13 protein-coding genes and 2 pseudogenes are annotated in these 16,271 nt (G+C 47.3%); 7 read left to right on the top strand and 8 right to left on the bottom strand.

Translation table 11 applies throughout. The features are described from left to right. Positions 1-615, bottom strand: coding sequence for a CBS domain-containing protein (locus tag IEY46_RS02305; RefSeq protein ID WP_229750013.1), 615 nt, complete (start codon positions 613-615; stop codon positions 1-3). A 447-nt stretch (positions 616-1,062) separates the two neighbouring features. Here IEY46_RS02305 and IEY46_RS02300 point away from each other — a divergent pair, with 447 nt between their 5' ends. The 5 genes from IEY46_RS02300 to IEY46_RS02280 all read left to right on the top strand — a co-directional run bounded on the left by IEY46_RS02300 (position 1,063) and on the right by IEY46_RS02280 (position 5,691). Beyond that, the gene (locus tag IEY46_RS02300) at positions 1,063-1,746 is read left to right on the top strand and encodes a response regulator transcription factor (protein ID WP_188988736.1); all 684 of its coding nucleotides are present in this window, start codon (positions 1,063-1,065) and stop codon (positions 1,744-1,746) included. Beyond that, complete coding sequence (locus IEY46_RS02295; RefSeq protein ID WP_188988734.1) at positions 1,743-3,266, top strand: sensor histidine kinase; 1,524 nt, start codon at positions 1,743-1,745, stop codon at positions 3,264-3,266. Before IEY46_RS02300 ends, IEY46_RS02295 begins: the two co-directional genes overlap by 4 nt. A 192-nt stretch (positions 3,267-3,458) precedes the next feature. Continuing rightward, entirely contained in the window at positions 3,459-5,000 is a 1,542-nt protein-coding gene (locus tag IEY46_RS02290; RefSeq protein WP_188991617.1) for a catalase, read from the top strand. A 109-nt stretch (positions 5,001-5,109) separates the two neighbouring features. Beyond that, positions 5,110-5,448: a L,D-transpeptidase gene (locus IEY46_RS02285; RefSeq protein WP_188988732.1), complete on the top strand. Its 339-nt coding sequence runs from the start codon at positions 5,110-5,112 to the stop codon at positions 5,446-5,448. A gap of 96 nt (positions 5,449-5,544) precedes the next feature. Beyond that, positions 5,545-5,691, top strand: coding sequence for a hypothetical protein (locus IEY46_RS02280; protein WP_188988730.1), 147 nt, complete (start codon positions 5,545-5,547; stop codon positions 5,689-5,691). Between the two features lie 207 nt (positions 5,692-5,898). Here the strand turns inward: IEY46_RS02280 and IEY46_RS02275 are convergent. The 3 genes and pseudogenes from IEY46_RS02275 to IEY46_RS02265 all read right to left on the bottom strand — a co-directional run. Beyond that, a pseudogene (locus IEY46_RS02275) lies at positions 5,899-5,988 on the bottom strand (LuxR C-terminal-related transcriptional regulator); the annotation flags it as partial. 20 nt (positions 5,989-6,008) lie between these two features. Further along, positions 6,009-7,604 (bottom strand): recombinase family protein, encoded by a 1,596-nt coding sequence (locus tag IEY46_RS02270; protein ID WP_188988728.1) that lies wholly within the window; start codon positions 7,602-7,604, stop codon positions 6,009-6,011. 9 nt (positions 7,605-7,613) lie between these two features. Beyond that, positions 7,614-7,907: a hypothetical protein gene (locus IEY46_RS02265; RefSeq protein WP_188988726.1), complete on the bottom strand. Its 294-nt coding sequence runs from the start codon at positions 7,905-7,907 to the stop codon at positions 7,614-7,616. A 46-nt stretch (positions 7,908-7,953) separates the two neighbouring features. Between IEY46_RS02265 and IEY46_RS02260 the strand changes: the two genes are divergently transcribed. Further along, positions 7,954-8,766, top strand: coding sequence for a DUF2935 domain-containing protein (locus IEY46_RS02260; RefSeq protein ID WP_188991615.1), 813 nt, complete (start codon positions 7,954-7,956; stop codon positions 8,764-8,766). Between the two features lie 78 nt (positions 8,767-8,844). Here IEY46_RS02260 and IEY46_RS02255 read toward each other — a convergent pair. Further along, positions 8,845-8,997 (bottom strand): annotated as a pseudogene (locus IEY46_RS02255) (LuxR C-terminal-related transcriptional regulator); the annotation flags it as partial. A gap of 217 nt (positions 8,998-9,214) precedes the next feature. Beyond that, on the bottom strand, positions 9,215-10,129 hold the full coding sequence (locus tag IEY46_RS02250; RefSeq protein WP_188988722.1) for a phytanoyl-CoA dioxygenase family protein: 915 nt from the start codon (positions 10,127-10,129) through the stop codon (positions 9,215-9,217). Positions 10,130-10,295: 166 nt separating this feature from the next. Here IEY46_RS02250 and IEY46_RS02245 point away from each other — a divergent pair, with 166 nt between their 5' ends. Further along, positions 10,296-11,153 (top strand): helix-turn-helix transcriptional regulator, encoded by an 858-nt coding sequence (locus IEY46_RS02245; RefSeq protein WP_229750012.1) that lies wholly within the window; start codon positions 10,296-10,298, stop codon positions 11,151-11,153. Between the two features lie 75 nt (positions 11,154-11,228). On the opposite strand, the gene IEY46_RS02240 is transcribed toward IEY46_RS02245, so the two are convergent. Both IEY46_RS02240 and IEY46_RS02235 read right to left on the bottom strand, forming a co-directional pair. Beyond that, complete coding sequence (locus IEY46_RS02240) at positions 11,229-11,906, bottom strand: YhcN/YlaJ family sporulation lipoprotein (RefSeq protein ID WP_188988720.1); 678 nt, start codon at positions 11,904-11,906, stop codon at positions 11,229-11,231. Between the two features lie 256 nt (positions 11,907-12,162). After that, positions 12,163-16,266: a LamG-like jellyroll fold domain-containing protein gene (locus tag IEY46_RS02235; RefSeq protein ID WP_188988718.1), complete on the bottom strand. Its 4,104-nt coding sequence runs from the start codon at positions 16,264-16,266 to the stop codon at positions 12,163-12,165. Positions 16,267-16,271: the final 5 nt, after the last annotated feature.

Genomic DNA, 16,271 nt, shown 5'->3' with positions numbered 1-16,271 from the left:
TTATTCCATCATCCATCGGAGGATGCTGGTCTTGCTGATCCAGCCGGTCACCTCGCCGCGATTGGAGCGGCTGTCCTCCCCGGTTACAACGGGAAGCCCGTCAAGCTCATGAATCAGCATCTTATTCACAGCCTCAACAAGCGGCTGATCGGGTTTTAATGCCGCAATGGCAGGCAGCCTGTTCATCGCCAGACTAACCGGGATAGCAGCCGGATTGCCGTTGCCGAGCGTCACCTTAAGCAGGTCCCTGGCCGTTGCCACACCTACGAAACGCTGCTGGTCGTCGACAACCGTCAGCGCTTCAGCGTTGCCCATAAACAAGCTGATGACGGCGTCGTGAACCGATGTGGTCTCGGAAACATTGACAGGCATTCCCTGAACATCCTGGACGAGCACCCCCTCCCAACGTTTAAGGGCAAGCTCGCGTCCGGTTCCCGCGTCGCCCAGGAAATACCCGACCTTTGGCTTCGCCTCAAGCAGCCTTAGCATAACCAGGAGGGATAAATCGGCACGCAGCGTAGGCTTGCCTGTTCCCATCATTTCAGCCAGCTGATCGCCTGTTATCGGGGCATGCAATTTTACTAGTTTGACTATCTCCATTTGTCGTTCAGACAATGTAATGAAAATCACTCCCTGTCGAATAAAACATCTTATTCATCTAATAATGTATCATATATCTTTTTTAATACACAATACTTATTTCGCCCGAAGAACAACCCTTTCTTTCACCAGAGTGCCCATTTCGATAGGGGCAGGTGTCACGCCCAATGAGCGCCGCATAAAAAAGAGCTTTCCATCTGCCCTTTCCATATAGGTCGGAGGAGGGCTCTTGTTTTTTATACAAACATAGACCCTTTACTATTTTTCGCACCGTGGTGCTTGCCAGGCAGAACAGCGTCCACCCTTTATACCGGCGCCTTTAGAGTTAGGCCTGCACGCCCTTGCTGCCTATACTGGCAGTTGACGTTTACTTCCGCATCCAAACCAGTTAACATCAAGAAGGACAAGCGTCATTGACGATAAATAACGGCTGCAACGTTTTCTGAAGGAAGGAGCATGGAAATGAAGCCAAAAAAGGGAATCACCGTTATGCTGGTGGATGACGAGCCGCATATACTGCAGTTCCTGGAATTGGGACTTGCATTTGAAGGCTTTGAAATTATAACCGCTCAAGATGGCGAGAGCGCCATTAGACTGGCGGACGCATGCAAGCCGCAAATTATTATACTGGATGTGATGATGCCCGGCATCGACGGATTTGAGGCATGCCGCAGAATTAAGGAAAACCACCATGCCGGCATTATTATGTTGACGGCCAAGGACGACGTGGAGGATCGGGTGAAGGGACTGACCCTGGGAGCCGATGATTATCTGGTCAAGCCTTTCAGCTTCGACGAACTGCTAGCCCGGATCATGGCCCGTCTGCGGAATCAATTTCCGCACCTGCTTGGAGAAGTAATTGAAGGGCCCTTCCGCCTGGACAACAGCCGCAAGGAAATCCGCTATCAGAAGCAGGTGCTGGAGCTGTCACCAACCGAGTACGAGCTGTTGACTTTTCTGGTGCTGAATAAAGGCATTGTGCTCAGCAAAACGATTATTCTGGATAAAGTTTGGGGCTACAGCTTTGGCGGAGAGGATAATATTGTCGAGGTGTATATCCGTTCGCTCCGGGACAAGCTTGGCGACAAGGAACATAAGCTGATCCGCACATTAAGAGGCGCTGGCTACAGGCTGGATTTGCCATGAGGACGACCGGCAACCGCATCAAACGGCTATTCGCGCCGAAATCACTGCGAAACCAACTGCTGGCCCGGTCCTTATTCATCCTCGCTGCTCTTTTCCTGCTGATCGGGATTCTGCAATATTTTCTGATGCAGGATTTTCTTTACCGCAATAAAGCACAATCGATGGAAGCCCAGATCCGTTCTCTGCCCATGGAGTTTATGATAGATAAAGGAAGCAGCGCTGGCTTTCCGCCCGAATTCGACGGGAATGTCCCCGTCCCTCCCCCCGATTCAGATATAGGGCAACCAAGGGACTATTTCCTGTTTCCGCCCGATACGTCGTTTGCTTATATCGATTCGGCAGGGGCCTTTGAGGATTTTTCGGAAAACAGCAGTATACAGTCGCCGCAGCTGTCCACAAGCGAATATCTTGCTATAATGACCGCATTTAAAGAAGGCAAACATGTCGACTACCGGATTGTGTTAAATAATGAAGGAGCCGAGCAGCTGGTTCTGTTCCGCCCGCTCGGAATGCCAAACAGCCATAAAGGTCTGGTTCAGATGGGTTCTCTGACCTCTTCACTGCAGGTTGTGCTGATACAGCAGCTCCTGACTTTTTCCGCCTTATCCCTGCTGGCACTGATCTTCGGATTGTTCATTTCATTGCCTGTCCTCAGAAGGACGCTCGTTCCCCTCTCCAATATGGTCAAAGCAGTGGAACGAACGGATGCCGGGAACTTGGCGGATCGTTTCCCTGTGGGTCAAGGCCAGGAGGAGATTGACCGTTTATCGGAGTCTTTCAACCGCATGCTGGAGCGTCTGGAGACCTCCTTTGAGGCGGAAAGGGAAACCAAGGAGCAGATGAGACGATTTATTGCAGATGCTTCCCATGAGCTGAGAACGCCGCTTGCCTCCATCCATGGATTTCTGGAGGTTCTGCTTCGCGGAGCGGCTTACGACAAGCAGAAGCTGGAAGGTGCACTGAACAGTATGTACGGGGAATCGAAGCGGATTAACAAGCTAGTTGCCGACCTGCTCCTGTTGGCCAAGCTTGACCGCGCCCCGCAGCTGCAGTTATCTGAAGTCAGACTTGATATTCTGATCCGCGAAACGCTGCTGCAGCTTCAGATGATTGCCGGCAGCCGCCATGTAGAGCTTCAAATTGCGGATGGGATAAAAGGCCACTACGACCCCGATAAAATCAAGCAGGTTCTCTTGAATCTGTTTCATAATGCGGTACAGCATACCCATCCGGAAACAGGCAACATCCGCATCACACTTTGTCAGACAGAAAACGCCACTGAGTTGTCCGTTCTTGATAACGGGAGTGGCATTGATCAGGAGCATCTGGACCATGTATTTGACCGCTTTTACCGAAGCGATAATTCCCGGACGCGCATTCATGGGGGTGCAGGTCTGGGGTTGCCTATTTCCAAATCCATTGCAGAAGCCCACGGCGGGACAATCGAGGTTGAGAGTGAAATCGGAAAAGGCGCATTATTCGTGGTCAAATTCCCAAACCGTGTTTCCAGCTCCGCGTAAAGGACAGACTCAGCCCTGACCTTAAATACGCTGGTTTCTAAGTGCTGATTGCCGCTATGTCGGTACCTCCTGCTCCTTTATTTCGGGAATGGTTATTCCTAAAAAGGGAATAATAAGCAAACCCGAAAAGGGCAGAAAGGTGGTTCACGCGTGGATAAGAACCTCACCAACCAGGAAGAAACAGCGTCATCGATGACGCTGACAACCCGACAGGGCCATCCCGTAACGGATAACCAGAATATCAGATCCGTAGGCAGTCGGGGACCGAGTACACTGGAGAATTATCATTATCTCGAAAAAATAACCCATTTTGACCGGGAGCGCACGCCTGAGCGTGTCGTTCATGCCCGGGGCGCGGGAGCACACGGGATTTTCGAAGCCTACGGCAAAGCGGGAGACGAGCCCGTCTCCAAATATACAAGGGCGAAGCTGTTTCAGGAGGCCGGGAAGCAGACGCCTGTATTTGTCCGTTTCTCCACCGTTATTCACGGGACGCATTCGCCGGAAACGCTGCGGGATCCCCGCGGATTTGCCGTCAAATTTTATACCGAGGACGGAAACTGGGATCTGGTGGGCAACAATCTCAAGATTTTCTTTATCCGTGATCCATTAAAGTTTCCGGATATGATCCACGCTTTCAAGCCCGATCCTGTTACGAACGTGCAGGATATGGAGCGGTTCTTCGATTTCGTCTCGATGAGCCCGGAAGCCACCCATATGATTACCTTCCTCTTCTCTCCATGGGGCATCCCCGCTAATTACCGGCAAATGCAGGGCTCCGGCGTCAATACTTACAAATGGGTGAACCAGAATGGGGAAGCGGTTCTGGTGAAATACCACTGGGAGCCGCTGAAGCAGGGAATCAAAAACCTGCTGCAGGAAGAAGCCAACCGCATTCAGGCGCTTAATTTCAATCATGCCACACTGGATCTTTATACAGCCATTGAACAAGGCGACTATCCCGAATGGGAGCTGTGCGTGCAGATAATGAGCGACGGCGAGCATCCCAAACTTGATTTCGACCCGCTTGACCCGACGAAGCTTTGGCCGACCGACAAGTTCCCTTTTCTGCCGGTAGGAAAAATGACGCTCAACCGCAATCCCAAGGATTATTTTATCGAAGTGGAGCAAGCTGCGTTCGGCACGGGGGTATTGGTCGATGGCCTTGATTTCTCGGACGACAAGCTGCTTCAGGGCAGGACCTTCTCCTATTCCGATACCCAGCGCCACCGGGTAGGCACGAACTATTTGCAGCTTCCGGTCAATGCCCCGAAAACACAAGTTGCCACGAACCAGAGCGGCGGACAGATGCAGATCTATATGGATCGCGCGCCGGGACAGAATCCGCATGTCAACTATGAGCCTTCAAGTATGGGGGGACTTCATGAAGCCACGCCTGCTGGCGGCAATCATGAGCCGCATTATGACGCAAAGCTGGTGCATGAGCCTATCGAGCGAACGAATAATTTCAGCCAGGCCGGTGAAACGTATCGTTCCTTCGAGCCTTGGGAGAAGGACGAGCTGATTGCCAATCTGGTGGATGCTTTCCAGAAATGCAACAGCGATATTCGCGATCGCATGGTCGGGAACTTGACCGAGGCGGATTCCGAATACGGCCATCGTGTTTCCGAAGGGTTGAAGCATGCCGGCAGCAGCATGACAAGCGGTCAAACTGATCCGGAGCAGGCGGTCAAGCTGGCGCAGCAGGAAGGGCATGAAGCAGGCCCCTATTAATTCGTTCTTAAGAAGGCCCGAAGCTTGGAAAAATGCGGCTTCCGGGCCTTTGCTGTGCGCCCTGAGCCCGACTTCGACATAAGATGGGATCAAAGGAGGGAAGCCAACCATGCCTCTGTACCGGATTATAGTCGATCTCTCGGATAGAAAACTGTATCTGCTTGATGGCAATACAGTCATCAACGAATATCCTGTAGGCATCGGCAAGATGCTGACACAGACCCCTACCGGCGAATATACGATCATTAACAAGCAGCCAAATCCGGGCGGCCCCTTCGGAGCCTTCTGGATGGGGCTGTCAAGACCCCATTACGGGATACACGGGACCAACGACCCTTCCTCCATCGGCAGACTGGTGTCCCACGGCTGCATCCGGATGTATAACGAAGATGTGGTCGTTCTGGCGCAGATCGTGCCGCTGCGTACGCGTGTGACTATCCGCCCCTGACTGCAGGAATCCTTCCAATCCTTGTTTGCTTCATGATTGCAAGGCGAAAATTCGGCCATAATAGGGAAGAAGACGAAAATTCAGGAGGTTCCCCTTATGGCGTACAAAACCGCCCAGCTTACAAACGATGCTGTCAAAAAGCTGCAGCAATACGAAAGCGAGCTTTCCCGCGCGACAGGCGAAGATATTATTCTTATCGCTTACGAATCCGACGAGAATGCAGCAGTGCCAACTGACAAGTAGTTCACTTTGCAGTGCGATGATTCACAAATTCAGGTAATAGGGAGCTATGTGGCGGCTCCCTGTTTTTTATGTGGATGTCCAAACAACCTGCACAGGTCCTTTTAGCAATCGCCTCAAGGTATTTCCCCACATCAAAAAACCTTCACGTTTAGCTTCCGGCAAAGAAAGCTATAACGAGAAGGCTTTGCAAGGTTAGCGAGGAAAAGGTCAAATAATTAATTCCCCAAGCTTGATCAGCTCGACAACCGCTTGCGAACGACCTTTAACGTTTAATTTTTGCATAACGTTAGATATGTGTTTTCAAGCACGCAAAACAATCAGAGTTTTCCAAGAACCGTATAAACATCCACTTCTCCGTTTTTTCCCACTTCAATTTTATCGATAAGCTTCATCAGCGTCAGCCTCGTATTTTCAACATGATCATCAAGTTCTACATTTCTCAGGATACTAAAGGCATTCCTTATCTCTTTCCTGTATAAGCTCCGGTTTTTTCGATCCTTGGTTTTTCGATGAATTGACTCTTGTTTTTTTTCTAAATCCGCTATTTCCAACTCGTATTGTTCCCGCTCAAATGTATATTGCTCACGTGATAAAACTCCAAGCAGGTTTTGCCTCCGAACTTCGAACAATAACCTCCTTTGATCTGAAATCATTTTTTCAAGCTTTTTCGTCTCCTTTTCAAATTCCATCTCCTTAAACTCTGATGCTGAATCTGTTGTAAGGCTCGAATCCTCCAATGAGACAAACCGTTCCACTCGATCGGCTATTCCGTCTATAATCGCATCCCTTGTTTCAACATACGGAGTCCATACAGAATTTGAACAGCCCTTCTCCCCTTGGCGTCTTCGTTGACTGCACATCAGGTACCGGTACATTTTAATGGCGTTCGTTTTGTCGGATGTTCTTCCGGATCCCATCGTCACTATAGCCGCCCCGCACTCTTTGCAAAAAATCATTTTCGCAAACACGTTAACAAAAGCCCGCCGGCCCCCGCGTTTACCGCCGCCCCGGGTATCCCGCATAATAACAGCTTGTTCAAAAAGTTCTGGTGAAATAATAGCTTCGTGAGTTTGAAAATCAGTTTTCTCCCAGAGACTCCGATCACGCAGCACCAATTTTTTTCGGCGGTTTTGCAGATCATTCAGGTCTTCATATACCTTTTGGCTTTCCATCTTGCCAAAACTCAAATATCCGGTATAATTGTCATTTTGCAATATCCGCTGGACGGAAGTCAGGCCCCATAAACCACCCTTGGGGCTTGGCAATTCCTTATCATTATTGAGGTAATTCACAATTGCTTTTTCCCCCCTGCTGCTATTCACATACAGATCAAATATTTCTCTGACAATGGCAGCCTCTTCAGGAACCACTTCTAATGCTTTTCGGCCATCAATAACGACCTTTCTATAGCCATATGGAGCGATGGTGCCTGTGAAATTCCCCTTTTTCGCAGATTGCCTGATTCCCCGTTTTGACGCTGTGCTCGTGTTCTCCGACTGCTTTTGGTTGACTGATGAAATGATCGTAAAAATCATCTCATTATCATCCTTTGAAGAGTCATAAAGATCCTCGATCGATACAAGCCGGATGCCAAGCGCGTTAACCATAATCCGCTTAAGAGACACGGCATCCAATGTATCTCTGCTAAAACGGGATAAGGATGCGAAATAGATCGTATCAAATTCCCCGCTCTTCGCATCCTCTATCATGTTTTGAACATCCTCACGATCGATGATATTTGTAGCTGTCCCCTTATCCAGGTAAACATGCTCAATTTCTATTCCTTCGCCCCCAGCTGTTTCACGTATGAGTCCTTCTTGATGTTCAGGGCTGTCCTTCTGCGACTCTTTTAAAGTAGAGACGCGAACATAAGCACGCGCCCCCTTTTTTTTCGCCAGTTTTGTTTTTTGCATTCAGACCGATCACCCCTTTGCATGGTTTCGCAAAATTTCTTTAACACTGATTCGCAGGCTTGCTCCATGCTTTGCTAATACAGCATTTACTTGGGGTTCGATTGCTTTGGCAATTGCGTCCAATATCTCGCCTTCGACAGGATTGAAGTTAATTTTCACTTTTTTCTTTGCGCCCCGGCTAATCGCTGGTCGTCTGCCCATGGCCATCACCCGTATTAGGTTATGAGCAAAGGCATGGTCATGTTGCCCCTGTTTTGTCAGTTGTTTTTTATGATGACCAAACGGTATATGACCAAGATACACCCTCATACATTTAGAAGAAGAGCGGAATCAAAGGGAGGTGTTATGACTGTCCGATTTATTTGTTGCACGTTCCTTAGAGGAAATTCGATTTTGGTCGAGGATTATGAAAGAGCATTCTTTGTTTCTTCGATTAGGTTTTCGATGTGAAGACACCCAATTAATTAATGAGGCCAATCAGTTTTATTCCATCTTTGAGGCGATTGAAAACAGGGCTAATGCATACACATTGGGAACAGATCCGGCTGTAATCAAAAGCTTCAATCAAGAGGTCTACAATGCCGTGTCCTATATTTGGGCCTTTAAGAGAAAAGTACTTGGTTTAATACTTAGCTGCAAGCTTCCCGGCGCCAATAATTTCCCCTTGCTCGTTGATCATGTAAGCAGGGAGGCTAATTATTTCCGAAACCAGTTACGGGAATTAAATGAGGGGCGGTTAGCACCGTTAGCTGATGCCATCATTGACGAGAATGTGTTTTTCCTGAGAATCATGGCCGACCATGCCAAATTTATCAGTCACTTGCTGGATCCGTCTGAACGGAAGCTGGTTGAACAAGCAAATCACTTCGGACAAGAATTCGACCAATTGTTATTCCAGGCGAAGGACTTGGAGTCTATGCGGCCACAATCGCAAACCGTACCCTTGCTGGACCAATTTCTGGATCAGAATCGAGTATCCGTTACAGCTCTTCGCGATTTCAAAAAAACAGCCCGTGATTTAATCGAAGCCTGTAAAATCAAAAGCATTATTCATCCGTTATTGGCCGATCACGTCTTCCGTGAAGCCGAACATTTTCTGGAAATCATAGACATGTTCGAAAATAGTTTGACAGGCAAGCAGCCATCGAATCATCCCCATTGAGTGCCTTGTTAAGTCGGGTAGTAATCTGAGAAGCCTTCAGAAGAATAGGCTTCTTTTTTTATTGTGTGCTTCAATGCATATTACGTTAGATATGTGATTCCGCACAGTTTTTTCACTTATAAACAACTGCTGTGCGATATCTCTGGTCGTTTTGTCCTGTACCAATAATTCAAAAACCTCGCGTTCACGATGGGTTAGTAGAAACTTGCTTTTCTGGTCGCTACCCTTCAATGTTTGTCACCCCTCCTTGCTCGGGTTTTTATGGTTTAACAAGGTTAAGGGATACAGTCAACTTATCATATGAAGGGGCGCTTGCAGTGGTGCGATTCCGATTAAAATTGGGCGGTACGCAAAAAAAAGAAGCCATGAAGATCATGGCCGGCCTCTTTTTTCGGATATTCGGATATTGGATAGTCTTCAGGATCGCTTTCCCTCACACTCCAGGAGCTTATTGCCGCCAGTAGCTTTCATGGGGGTAACGGTACTGCTGCGGCTTGGTTGCCCGCTTGATCGCAAAGCCCCCCGTAGGCTTGTAGGCAAAGGACGTCTCGCCTTCGGTATACGCAGCCTGTTTGCGCCGTTCAATGCAGTCCAGCAGCACGTTCTGCTTGAGTGCCAGATACTCGAGCGTATGCGGCCCGAATCCCGCCTCGATTTCACCTGGACGGAATTCATAATAGACGGTACGCCTCATCGGATTGCCGTCGCCATCAGGGGAACCATGCAGTACGAGTATATTATGGAAAATGACATCTCCCGGCTGCATCGGCACCGGAATGGCGTCTTCCGTCGAGAAGCCCGGACGCTTGCAGCGTTCATCCGCCTCTTCGGCAGACCAGTTGCTGCTCCCCGGAATGACCCATAAACAAGTCTGCAAATCCGCTTCGTCCAAATAAAAGTCTACATTAAAGATCGGGCGTTTATCCTCGCAGCCTTCAGGCACAGCCGCATCGCGATGCCATGGCACAATGATGCCCTCGTCGGGGGCTTTGAGCACCATGGAGTCCCAGGTGGGGATAAAATTGGGTCCTTGCAGCTTCTCTACGGAACGAAGGATAAAAGGATGGCCCAACAGCACCTTCATAGGATCGCTTTTGTCAATGACGTATTCAACCCGTTTGAGCACCTGTTGGCCAGATTTCACACCCTTGCTGTACATATAATCCGGGTCTCCGTCTGTCCCGGCCACGCCTTTGTCATAAAGCGTGGTCATTTCGGACTGAATCAGCTTCAGCTCCTCGCCCTTGAGGACATTGCGGATGACCAGGAAACCGTTATCCAGAAAAAACTTCGCCTGCTCTTCATTAATGCAGTCCTGCAGCTGTGCATCTACGACCGGCATTTCAATCTTAGACGTCTTCATATTTGCTCTCTCCTTCTTCGTGTAGAAAGTTGTTATCTGTAGTATAAGAGAAGAAAGAGGTCGATGTATTTAGCTGAAAGTAACAAAAAGGTTGCTAAAATCACTCTCCTTTATTATAATCACTTCATCTTGACAGCGTTATCATTTTCCCTAAGGAGATATGGCAATGTCCGATGAATCAACGCCCATAATTGTTCATTCCCTGCCTGAGCATGCTGCCGGCATGTATTTCTTCCCCCCCTATATCACCCTTGCCCATTTGTTCCACTCACCCGTTGATTGGGGAATACCGCCACGCAGGCTGAGCAATTACCAGTTTCAGTATGTAGTGGAAGGGAGCGCCGAATACGAGATCGAGGGACATACGATTGTTACCCGCCGGGGTGATTTGATTTATCATTCCCCCTATCAGCTGCATGAGCTCAGGAAGCTTCCGGGCGAGCCGTATATCTGTATCTCCATTTTATTTCATTTTGGAGATTCGGATTATCCCGTACAGCGGCTTCTGGGAGAGAACCGGCTGCTGGGCAATTTCAATGGCCTTGCGATAGAGAAGAAATTAACGCAGCTGATTACCCATTATCATCAGCCAGGCCTTAGTCACCATTCTCAATGCCAGGGGCTTCTGATGGAGCTGCTCGCCGAGCTGTCCCAATGGAAGCAGGAGCTTGAAACCACGACAGAAGGGCAGCATAAAATTAAAACCAAAATGGTGCTGATCCGCAATCATATAGCTGCCCATTTCAACCGCGAAATGACCCATCATGAATTGGAGGAGCTCTCTGGCCTGAGCCGGAATTACATTATCGTAAAATTTCGTGCCGCGTTCGGGGTAACCCCGTTCGAATATTTAAGCCAGGTCCGGATTGAACGAGCCAAGGAGCTTGCCGTTCAGACCAATATGTCCATCAGCGAAATCGCCTGCGCTGTCGGCTACTCCGATGTTCATACATTTGGTCGTATGTTCAAAAGCAAGATGGGAACCAGTCTAAGCCAGTTCTGTTCCGCATTAGTAACGGATTAAATGCAAGTTCCCCAGAAAAAAGAACAACCATCCGCAAGAGCTTGTGCAGCTCGCTGCATGTGGTTGTTCGTTTCGTTATCGGGATCGGGTGGGAAAAATGCGGTCGACCATAGCATTAAATTCTGTAATATAGGCCTGGATGGGGTGGCCTAATTTGACGTCATCCGCATATGCGTTCATCCGGTGGACAAAATCGGGCGATGCCGAAACATAAACATGCTCAATCTGCGGAGCCATCTGCTGCACCTTCTGAGCGACCTTCTGTTTCAGTTCAGAGGCGACCTCAATGTTGGCCGCATTCGATCTCATACCCATTAAAGGACGTAAATAACTTTGTGCCGTTCTGCCTTTAGGCGTGTTTTGTTGTGCTGACAAAGCACCAGACTGTCCGCTCCCGGCCGAGTCCTTTAAGGTTACGGCGACATAAGCATTATTTTCCGCCAGCATGACGTACGAGGTGTCGATCTCTTTGATTTCCCTAATCCGGTCCGCGATTTCACTGCTCATTTCCAGTCGGTAATTCTTATGGGCCCCGATAATATTATTGCTGTTGAGCCTGCGGCCGTCCATCCGATTGGTGTCGTTCAGCTGATCATTGGCAAAACGTTTGTTCATCATATTGCCATTCATATCATACGTGATACTGTTTTGCTGAATGTTTTTATTGCCCAGATGCCCCTGATTTCTTGAGCAGCCAGCCGGCAAAACCATCAATGAAACCACTGCGATGAGCATGATCCATTTACGCTGCATATGCCATCCTCCGTTTCGTAGCTCTGTATCATTTGCGCCCGCTTATAGCGTTTGCCGAACGGGGAAGCTCTATGCTGGTAAGTTTTTTTCCAACGACCTTGACGATGACAAGATAGATGTGCGCCACCGTTATTCCTTCAGGCATCTGGCTGCTCCATAATTGAATGGTGTCTCAGCAATACGGGATGAAGCCATACTAAGGATAAAAAAGAAGCGGCAGCCGTTGTTTTAGCCAGCTGCCGCGGGGCACTTTATGTTAGTATGAGTTGTACAAGGCTGTAACTTCAGCATCAGACAGCGCCTTATTGTACATCATTACCTCGTCAATGCTTCCATCCGTTGACCATCGGTAAGTGGAAGCACCTGGATTTGCTATACCGATATACCAAGGAGATGTGTTATATTCTTTTGCAGAAGTGCCTGGAGTAAATGTGGCTGTATGCTTTAAGGAGCCGTTCACATATATTTCTGCTGTACCCTTCTCTTTGCTGACAACACCAGCGACGTGATACCATGTTCCAGGTGCATAGGTCGTCGCTGTTTTGGCCTCAACATTTGCACCATTACTCAAATAATGAATCAACATCAGTTTTTGATCACTACCATAGGCGAGACCCAGATGATACCCTGGTTTCATGACAATACCATACAACGCGTTGTTATCCGATCCAGTGCCCGAAGGGATCGTGTCGGCTTTAAACCAAGCAGCGAGTGTATAATCCCCTTCCTGTAAATTTTCAAGCGACGCTGAATTCGGTACATTCACAAAACTGTTCACACCGTCAAAATTAATCGCACTACCAGCTTTTCCCGTCGTCCAAACCGGGCTATTCGTTAGTAGCCCATGATTTCCAATATTCGAAGAATCCCCAGCAGTAGTACCTGTGTTCTCATTCAATTTCCAACTGCCTTTTATTGAAGGATCCGATACAACGGTATATTCGATTTTCGGGTTCCAATTTGTCAAATCATTATAATTATCTCCGTTTTTATTAAGAATGAAATGAATCGTGTCACCTTGTGCTATGTTTACCGTTTTATCAAAATTATAACCCGTCTTGTCTGTTGCCCCGATAAATTGCCACCCCGATGCTGGCCAGACCTGCGAGCTGTTTTTAACGATTTTTACGTTTATTCCGTCACCGCCGCCGGCATCAGCTTTTGCAACGTTGCCTGTAATTCTTATAGTACCCGGTTTAGGAGCTTTCCATGATTTTACGGTGTCATTGGTATCTGGATGCATAAACGTTGGTGATAATAACGTGTTAAACGTATATGCACCTTTCCATTCATACTTCGTATTATCCCAAGTCATCCTGGAGTAGGTACTTCCGCTTTGCTGACCGTAAAACCATCCTTTTTGTCCTTGTAACCAAGAAAAATCTTTGGATGCCTGGAAGACAGGAATATCCGGCGTCGGGGCAGGTGTAGATGAATTATACGCAATGGCCGGCATCCACGTCGTTTCATCAAAAGTATTATCACCGTTTTTATTGACAACAAAATAAATCATGTCGTTTAGAGCCACTGTGGTTACAATATCATGATTGAATCCAATGATATCCTCACCACTAATGGATTGCCAACCTGCGGCTGGCCATAATTGTGAACTATTTTTAATCATTTTTACTTTGACGCCGTCTCCACCTGAAATGTGCTTGAGAACATTTCCACTAATCCTAACCGTACCTGCACTTGGCGCTTTCCATGCAAGAACCGTATCGTTAGTATCCGGGTGCAGTTGTCCTGGTTCCCAAATAAGATTGTAGGTGCCGGCACCCTTCCACGCACTGCCATTCCATGTCATGTTGGAGTAGGAACTCCCATTCTTCTCCATGTAGTACCAATTGTTTCTTCCTTGTGTGCTCGAAAAATCAGCTTCTATCTTATATACACTCGAATTCACCGCCGAAGCTGTGCTTGAGGATGAAACATTTCCATCACCATCTACGGTACGAACTTGATAGGAATCGACTTTTGTACCATACTTATCAAAGTAAAATGTTCCTTTGGCTACTTTGTCTATAACCGCTCCATTCCTTAAAACTTCATAATATGACACCCAATTATCATCGTTTCCTGCAGCCCAGTTTATTTCCACTCCACCTTTGCCTAAGTAGGAAGATTGAGCTTTTGTAACATTTGAAGGAGCGGAAGGTGCAGTAGAATCTGCTCCCGCGCCCGGTCGATTTGGAACATTAAAGAACAGAACTTCTCCTCTCTTTAGAGGGGTTAATGGAATACCATTACTCATCCAGTAACTTCCTGTATTTGTTGCAGCAGCAATACTTCCTTCTAACGAAGTAATTGTATAACTGGTACCTGCAATAAGTCCTTTAGGATAAACGATAACGTTGCTTCCGATCTTGGAATTGTCATGTCTTATGGTTACATATCCTTTGGAATTGTCATTGCTCATTTTTTGTAAGTAATAGGTTTGGTCGCCTGAACTAACAGTCGGACGATAAACTTTGCTCCATCTTCCTGCTACACCAATACTTTGGAGATAGTGGTACAGGTCTATATCCTTTCGCCAACCTTCTTTATCAGCTGCTGCACTAGCATCGTTCATCTGAACAAACCAGGTTTGGCTTAAATTTCCTCGATTATTTTTAGAATACGATTGCCAGTTTGCATTTTCGGTTGCCGCCCCGGATAGCAGCTTATCAAGAGGAGCAATCAAAGAAGTCCAATATCCTGATAAGTGGTTAACATATCCATCCGAAAGTTGTTGAACATCGGTATAACGGACACTTTCAATGGAAAGCGTCTCTGCACCCGACGCCACTCCGAAAATACCCGCATTGGGATTATCCGTCTTAAACTGCTTTAATAAGTCATAGAAATGATTAGACTGCGCCAGGGCATCATTGTCATCGCCTACCGTTGTGTTATGCGCCCAGTCCACATAACCTCCTGCAGGGTAAACGGGCTGACCGTCATTTCTCCACATATGGGGGCCCCATTCTGATTGTTTGCCATTAAGAAAGTTTTTCTGCCAGTTCATAACATCTGTTCTTGCATTGTTCAAATGATAGCCATAATAGGAATTCTCGTCATTCGCTGTTTGATATTCAGGATGTTCCACGAGAAGCGTAGAAGCAGCGTCTGCATGATAGGATGGATACCACACGGTAAAACTCATTCCATTCTTTGCAGCGTAATCATTAATCGCTTTGAAGTCATCTCCGTAAATCGTGTTCCAATTGCCTTTCTTGTCGTACCAATCATCATCAATCCAGAAGTTATCCGCTCCAATGTATCGTGCGTTATTAATGGCCTGGAACGCATTCGGGGTCTGTGCCACATTGGGTGCAGCCTGCATCCCTAGCCACTGGGAAGCTTTTATTTGTCCAAAATACGAGCTCCTTGTATAATCCCACTTATATCTGTAAATATAGTCCAGAATGGTATTTCCCATATCATCCACATCGCCCTGGAATGTACCCGTCATACTTTTGGGGGATGTAATTGAAGCATTGTTTGCAACGGTTTTACCCGGCATAATAACTTTTCCGTTCATCAAAAAATTCCCACTAAAGTTGCCCATCTCCGAATTCCAATGACCTAAATAGTCAAACGTTAAGAAGACGCCGTCGGATTGCCCCCGGTTCCTCAATGCGAAAAACTGATTGTAAATAGCAGAGCCTTCGTATTTGGGGTTGTTCCATTGTCCACAGCACTGACCATCAACTGTCATAGTTTCAGAAGCGTCATACGAATCAAATGTACGAGCATAACCACCAGAAGCCGCAACCGTTTTCAACACATGGCTGCCAGTAAAATTCATCCCGCCGGTCATATAATGAAAGTCGGTTGAACTGATATCATTCATCATGATTCGTTGTCTGAACATACTTGGATTTATGAAGGTCTGATTGCTTCCGGACACATTCTGAAAATCGGACCATTCCTGAATGACTCCAGTAGACGGATATACAATGTAGGTACGACTTACTTTTATAACGCTATTGTGAAAGGTAACCACCAATTGGAGCTCGCCCTGCGATAACGTAGTAATGGCATGCGCATCATATGTCCATCCCGTACTCGAACCTGTATACGTAACGGATCCGACTTTTATGGAAAACTCATCCGAAATCTGACCATTCTGAATATATTCCCGGCTAGTCATTTTGTTCTTAAAGCTTTTAAGCAAATACTGTCCGCTGCCATTCAACTGAAGAACTTTCTCGACTCTACCCGTACCGAGTGTCCATGACTTGCTGACACTATCGTAATTGATATAGGCATCCCCCGAAGACTCCGCTGAAACATGAGAGTAAGCAGGAATCAAGAACACAATCACACTTACCAAACAAATCACGCAAATATTTGCTAAAGCTTTCTTTAAAACCATAATCA

It is taken from the genome of Paenibacillus nasutitermitis (genome assembly GCF_014641075.1).
Lineage (GTDB): Bacteria > Bacillota > Bacilli > Paenibacillales > Paenibacillaceae > Paenibacillus_Z > Paenibacillus_Z nasutitermitis.
This window is presented reverse-complemented; position numbering and strand designations above follow the sequence as displayed.

Bases quoted from the DNA above. Each gene is read 5' to 3' on its own strand.
- IEY46_RS02300 (WP_188988736.1), top strand. From the start codon at position 1,063: ATGAAGCCAAAAAAGGGAATCACCGTTATGCTGGTGGATGACGAGCCG.
- IEY46_RS02295 (WP_188988734.1), top strand. From the start codon at position 1,743: ATGAGGACGACCGGCAACCGCATCAAACGGCTATTCGCGCCGAAATCA.
- IEY46_RS02290 (WP_188991617.1), top strand. From the start codon at position 3,459: ATGACGCTGACAACCCGACAGGGCCATCCCGTAACGGATAACCAGAAT.
- IEY46_RS02285 (WP_188988732.1), top strand. From the start codon at position 5,110: ATGCCTCTGTACCGGATTATAGTCGATCTCTCGGATAGAAAACTGTAT.
- IEY46_RS02280 (WP_188988730.1), top strand. From the start codon at position 5,545: ATGGCGTACAAAACCGCCCAGCTTACAAACGATGCTGTCAAAAAGCTG.
- IEY46_RS02270 (WP_188988728.1), bottom strand. From the start codon at position 7,604: ATGCAAAAAACAAAACTGGCGAAAAAAAAGGGGGCGCGTGCTTATGTT.
- IEY46_RS02250 (WP_188988722.1), bottom strand. From the start codon at position 10,129: ATGAAGACGTCTAAGATTGAAATGCCGGTCGTAGATGCACAGCTGCAG.
- IEY46_RS02245 (WP_229750012.1), top strand. From the start codon at position 10,296: ATGTCCGATGAATCAACGCCCATAATTGTTCATTCCCTGCCTGAGCAT.
- IEY46_RS02240 (WP_188988720.1), bottom strand. From the start codon at position 11,906: ATGCAGCGTAAATGGATCATGCTCATCGCAGTGGTTTCATTGATGGTT.
- IEY46_RS02235 (WP_188988718.1), bottom strand. From the start codon at position 16,266: ATGGTTTTAAAGAAAGCTTTAGCAAATATTTGCGTGATTTGTTTGGTA.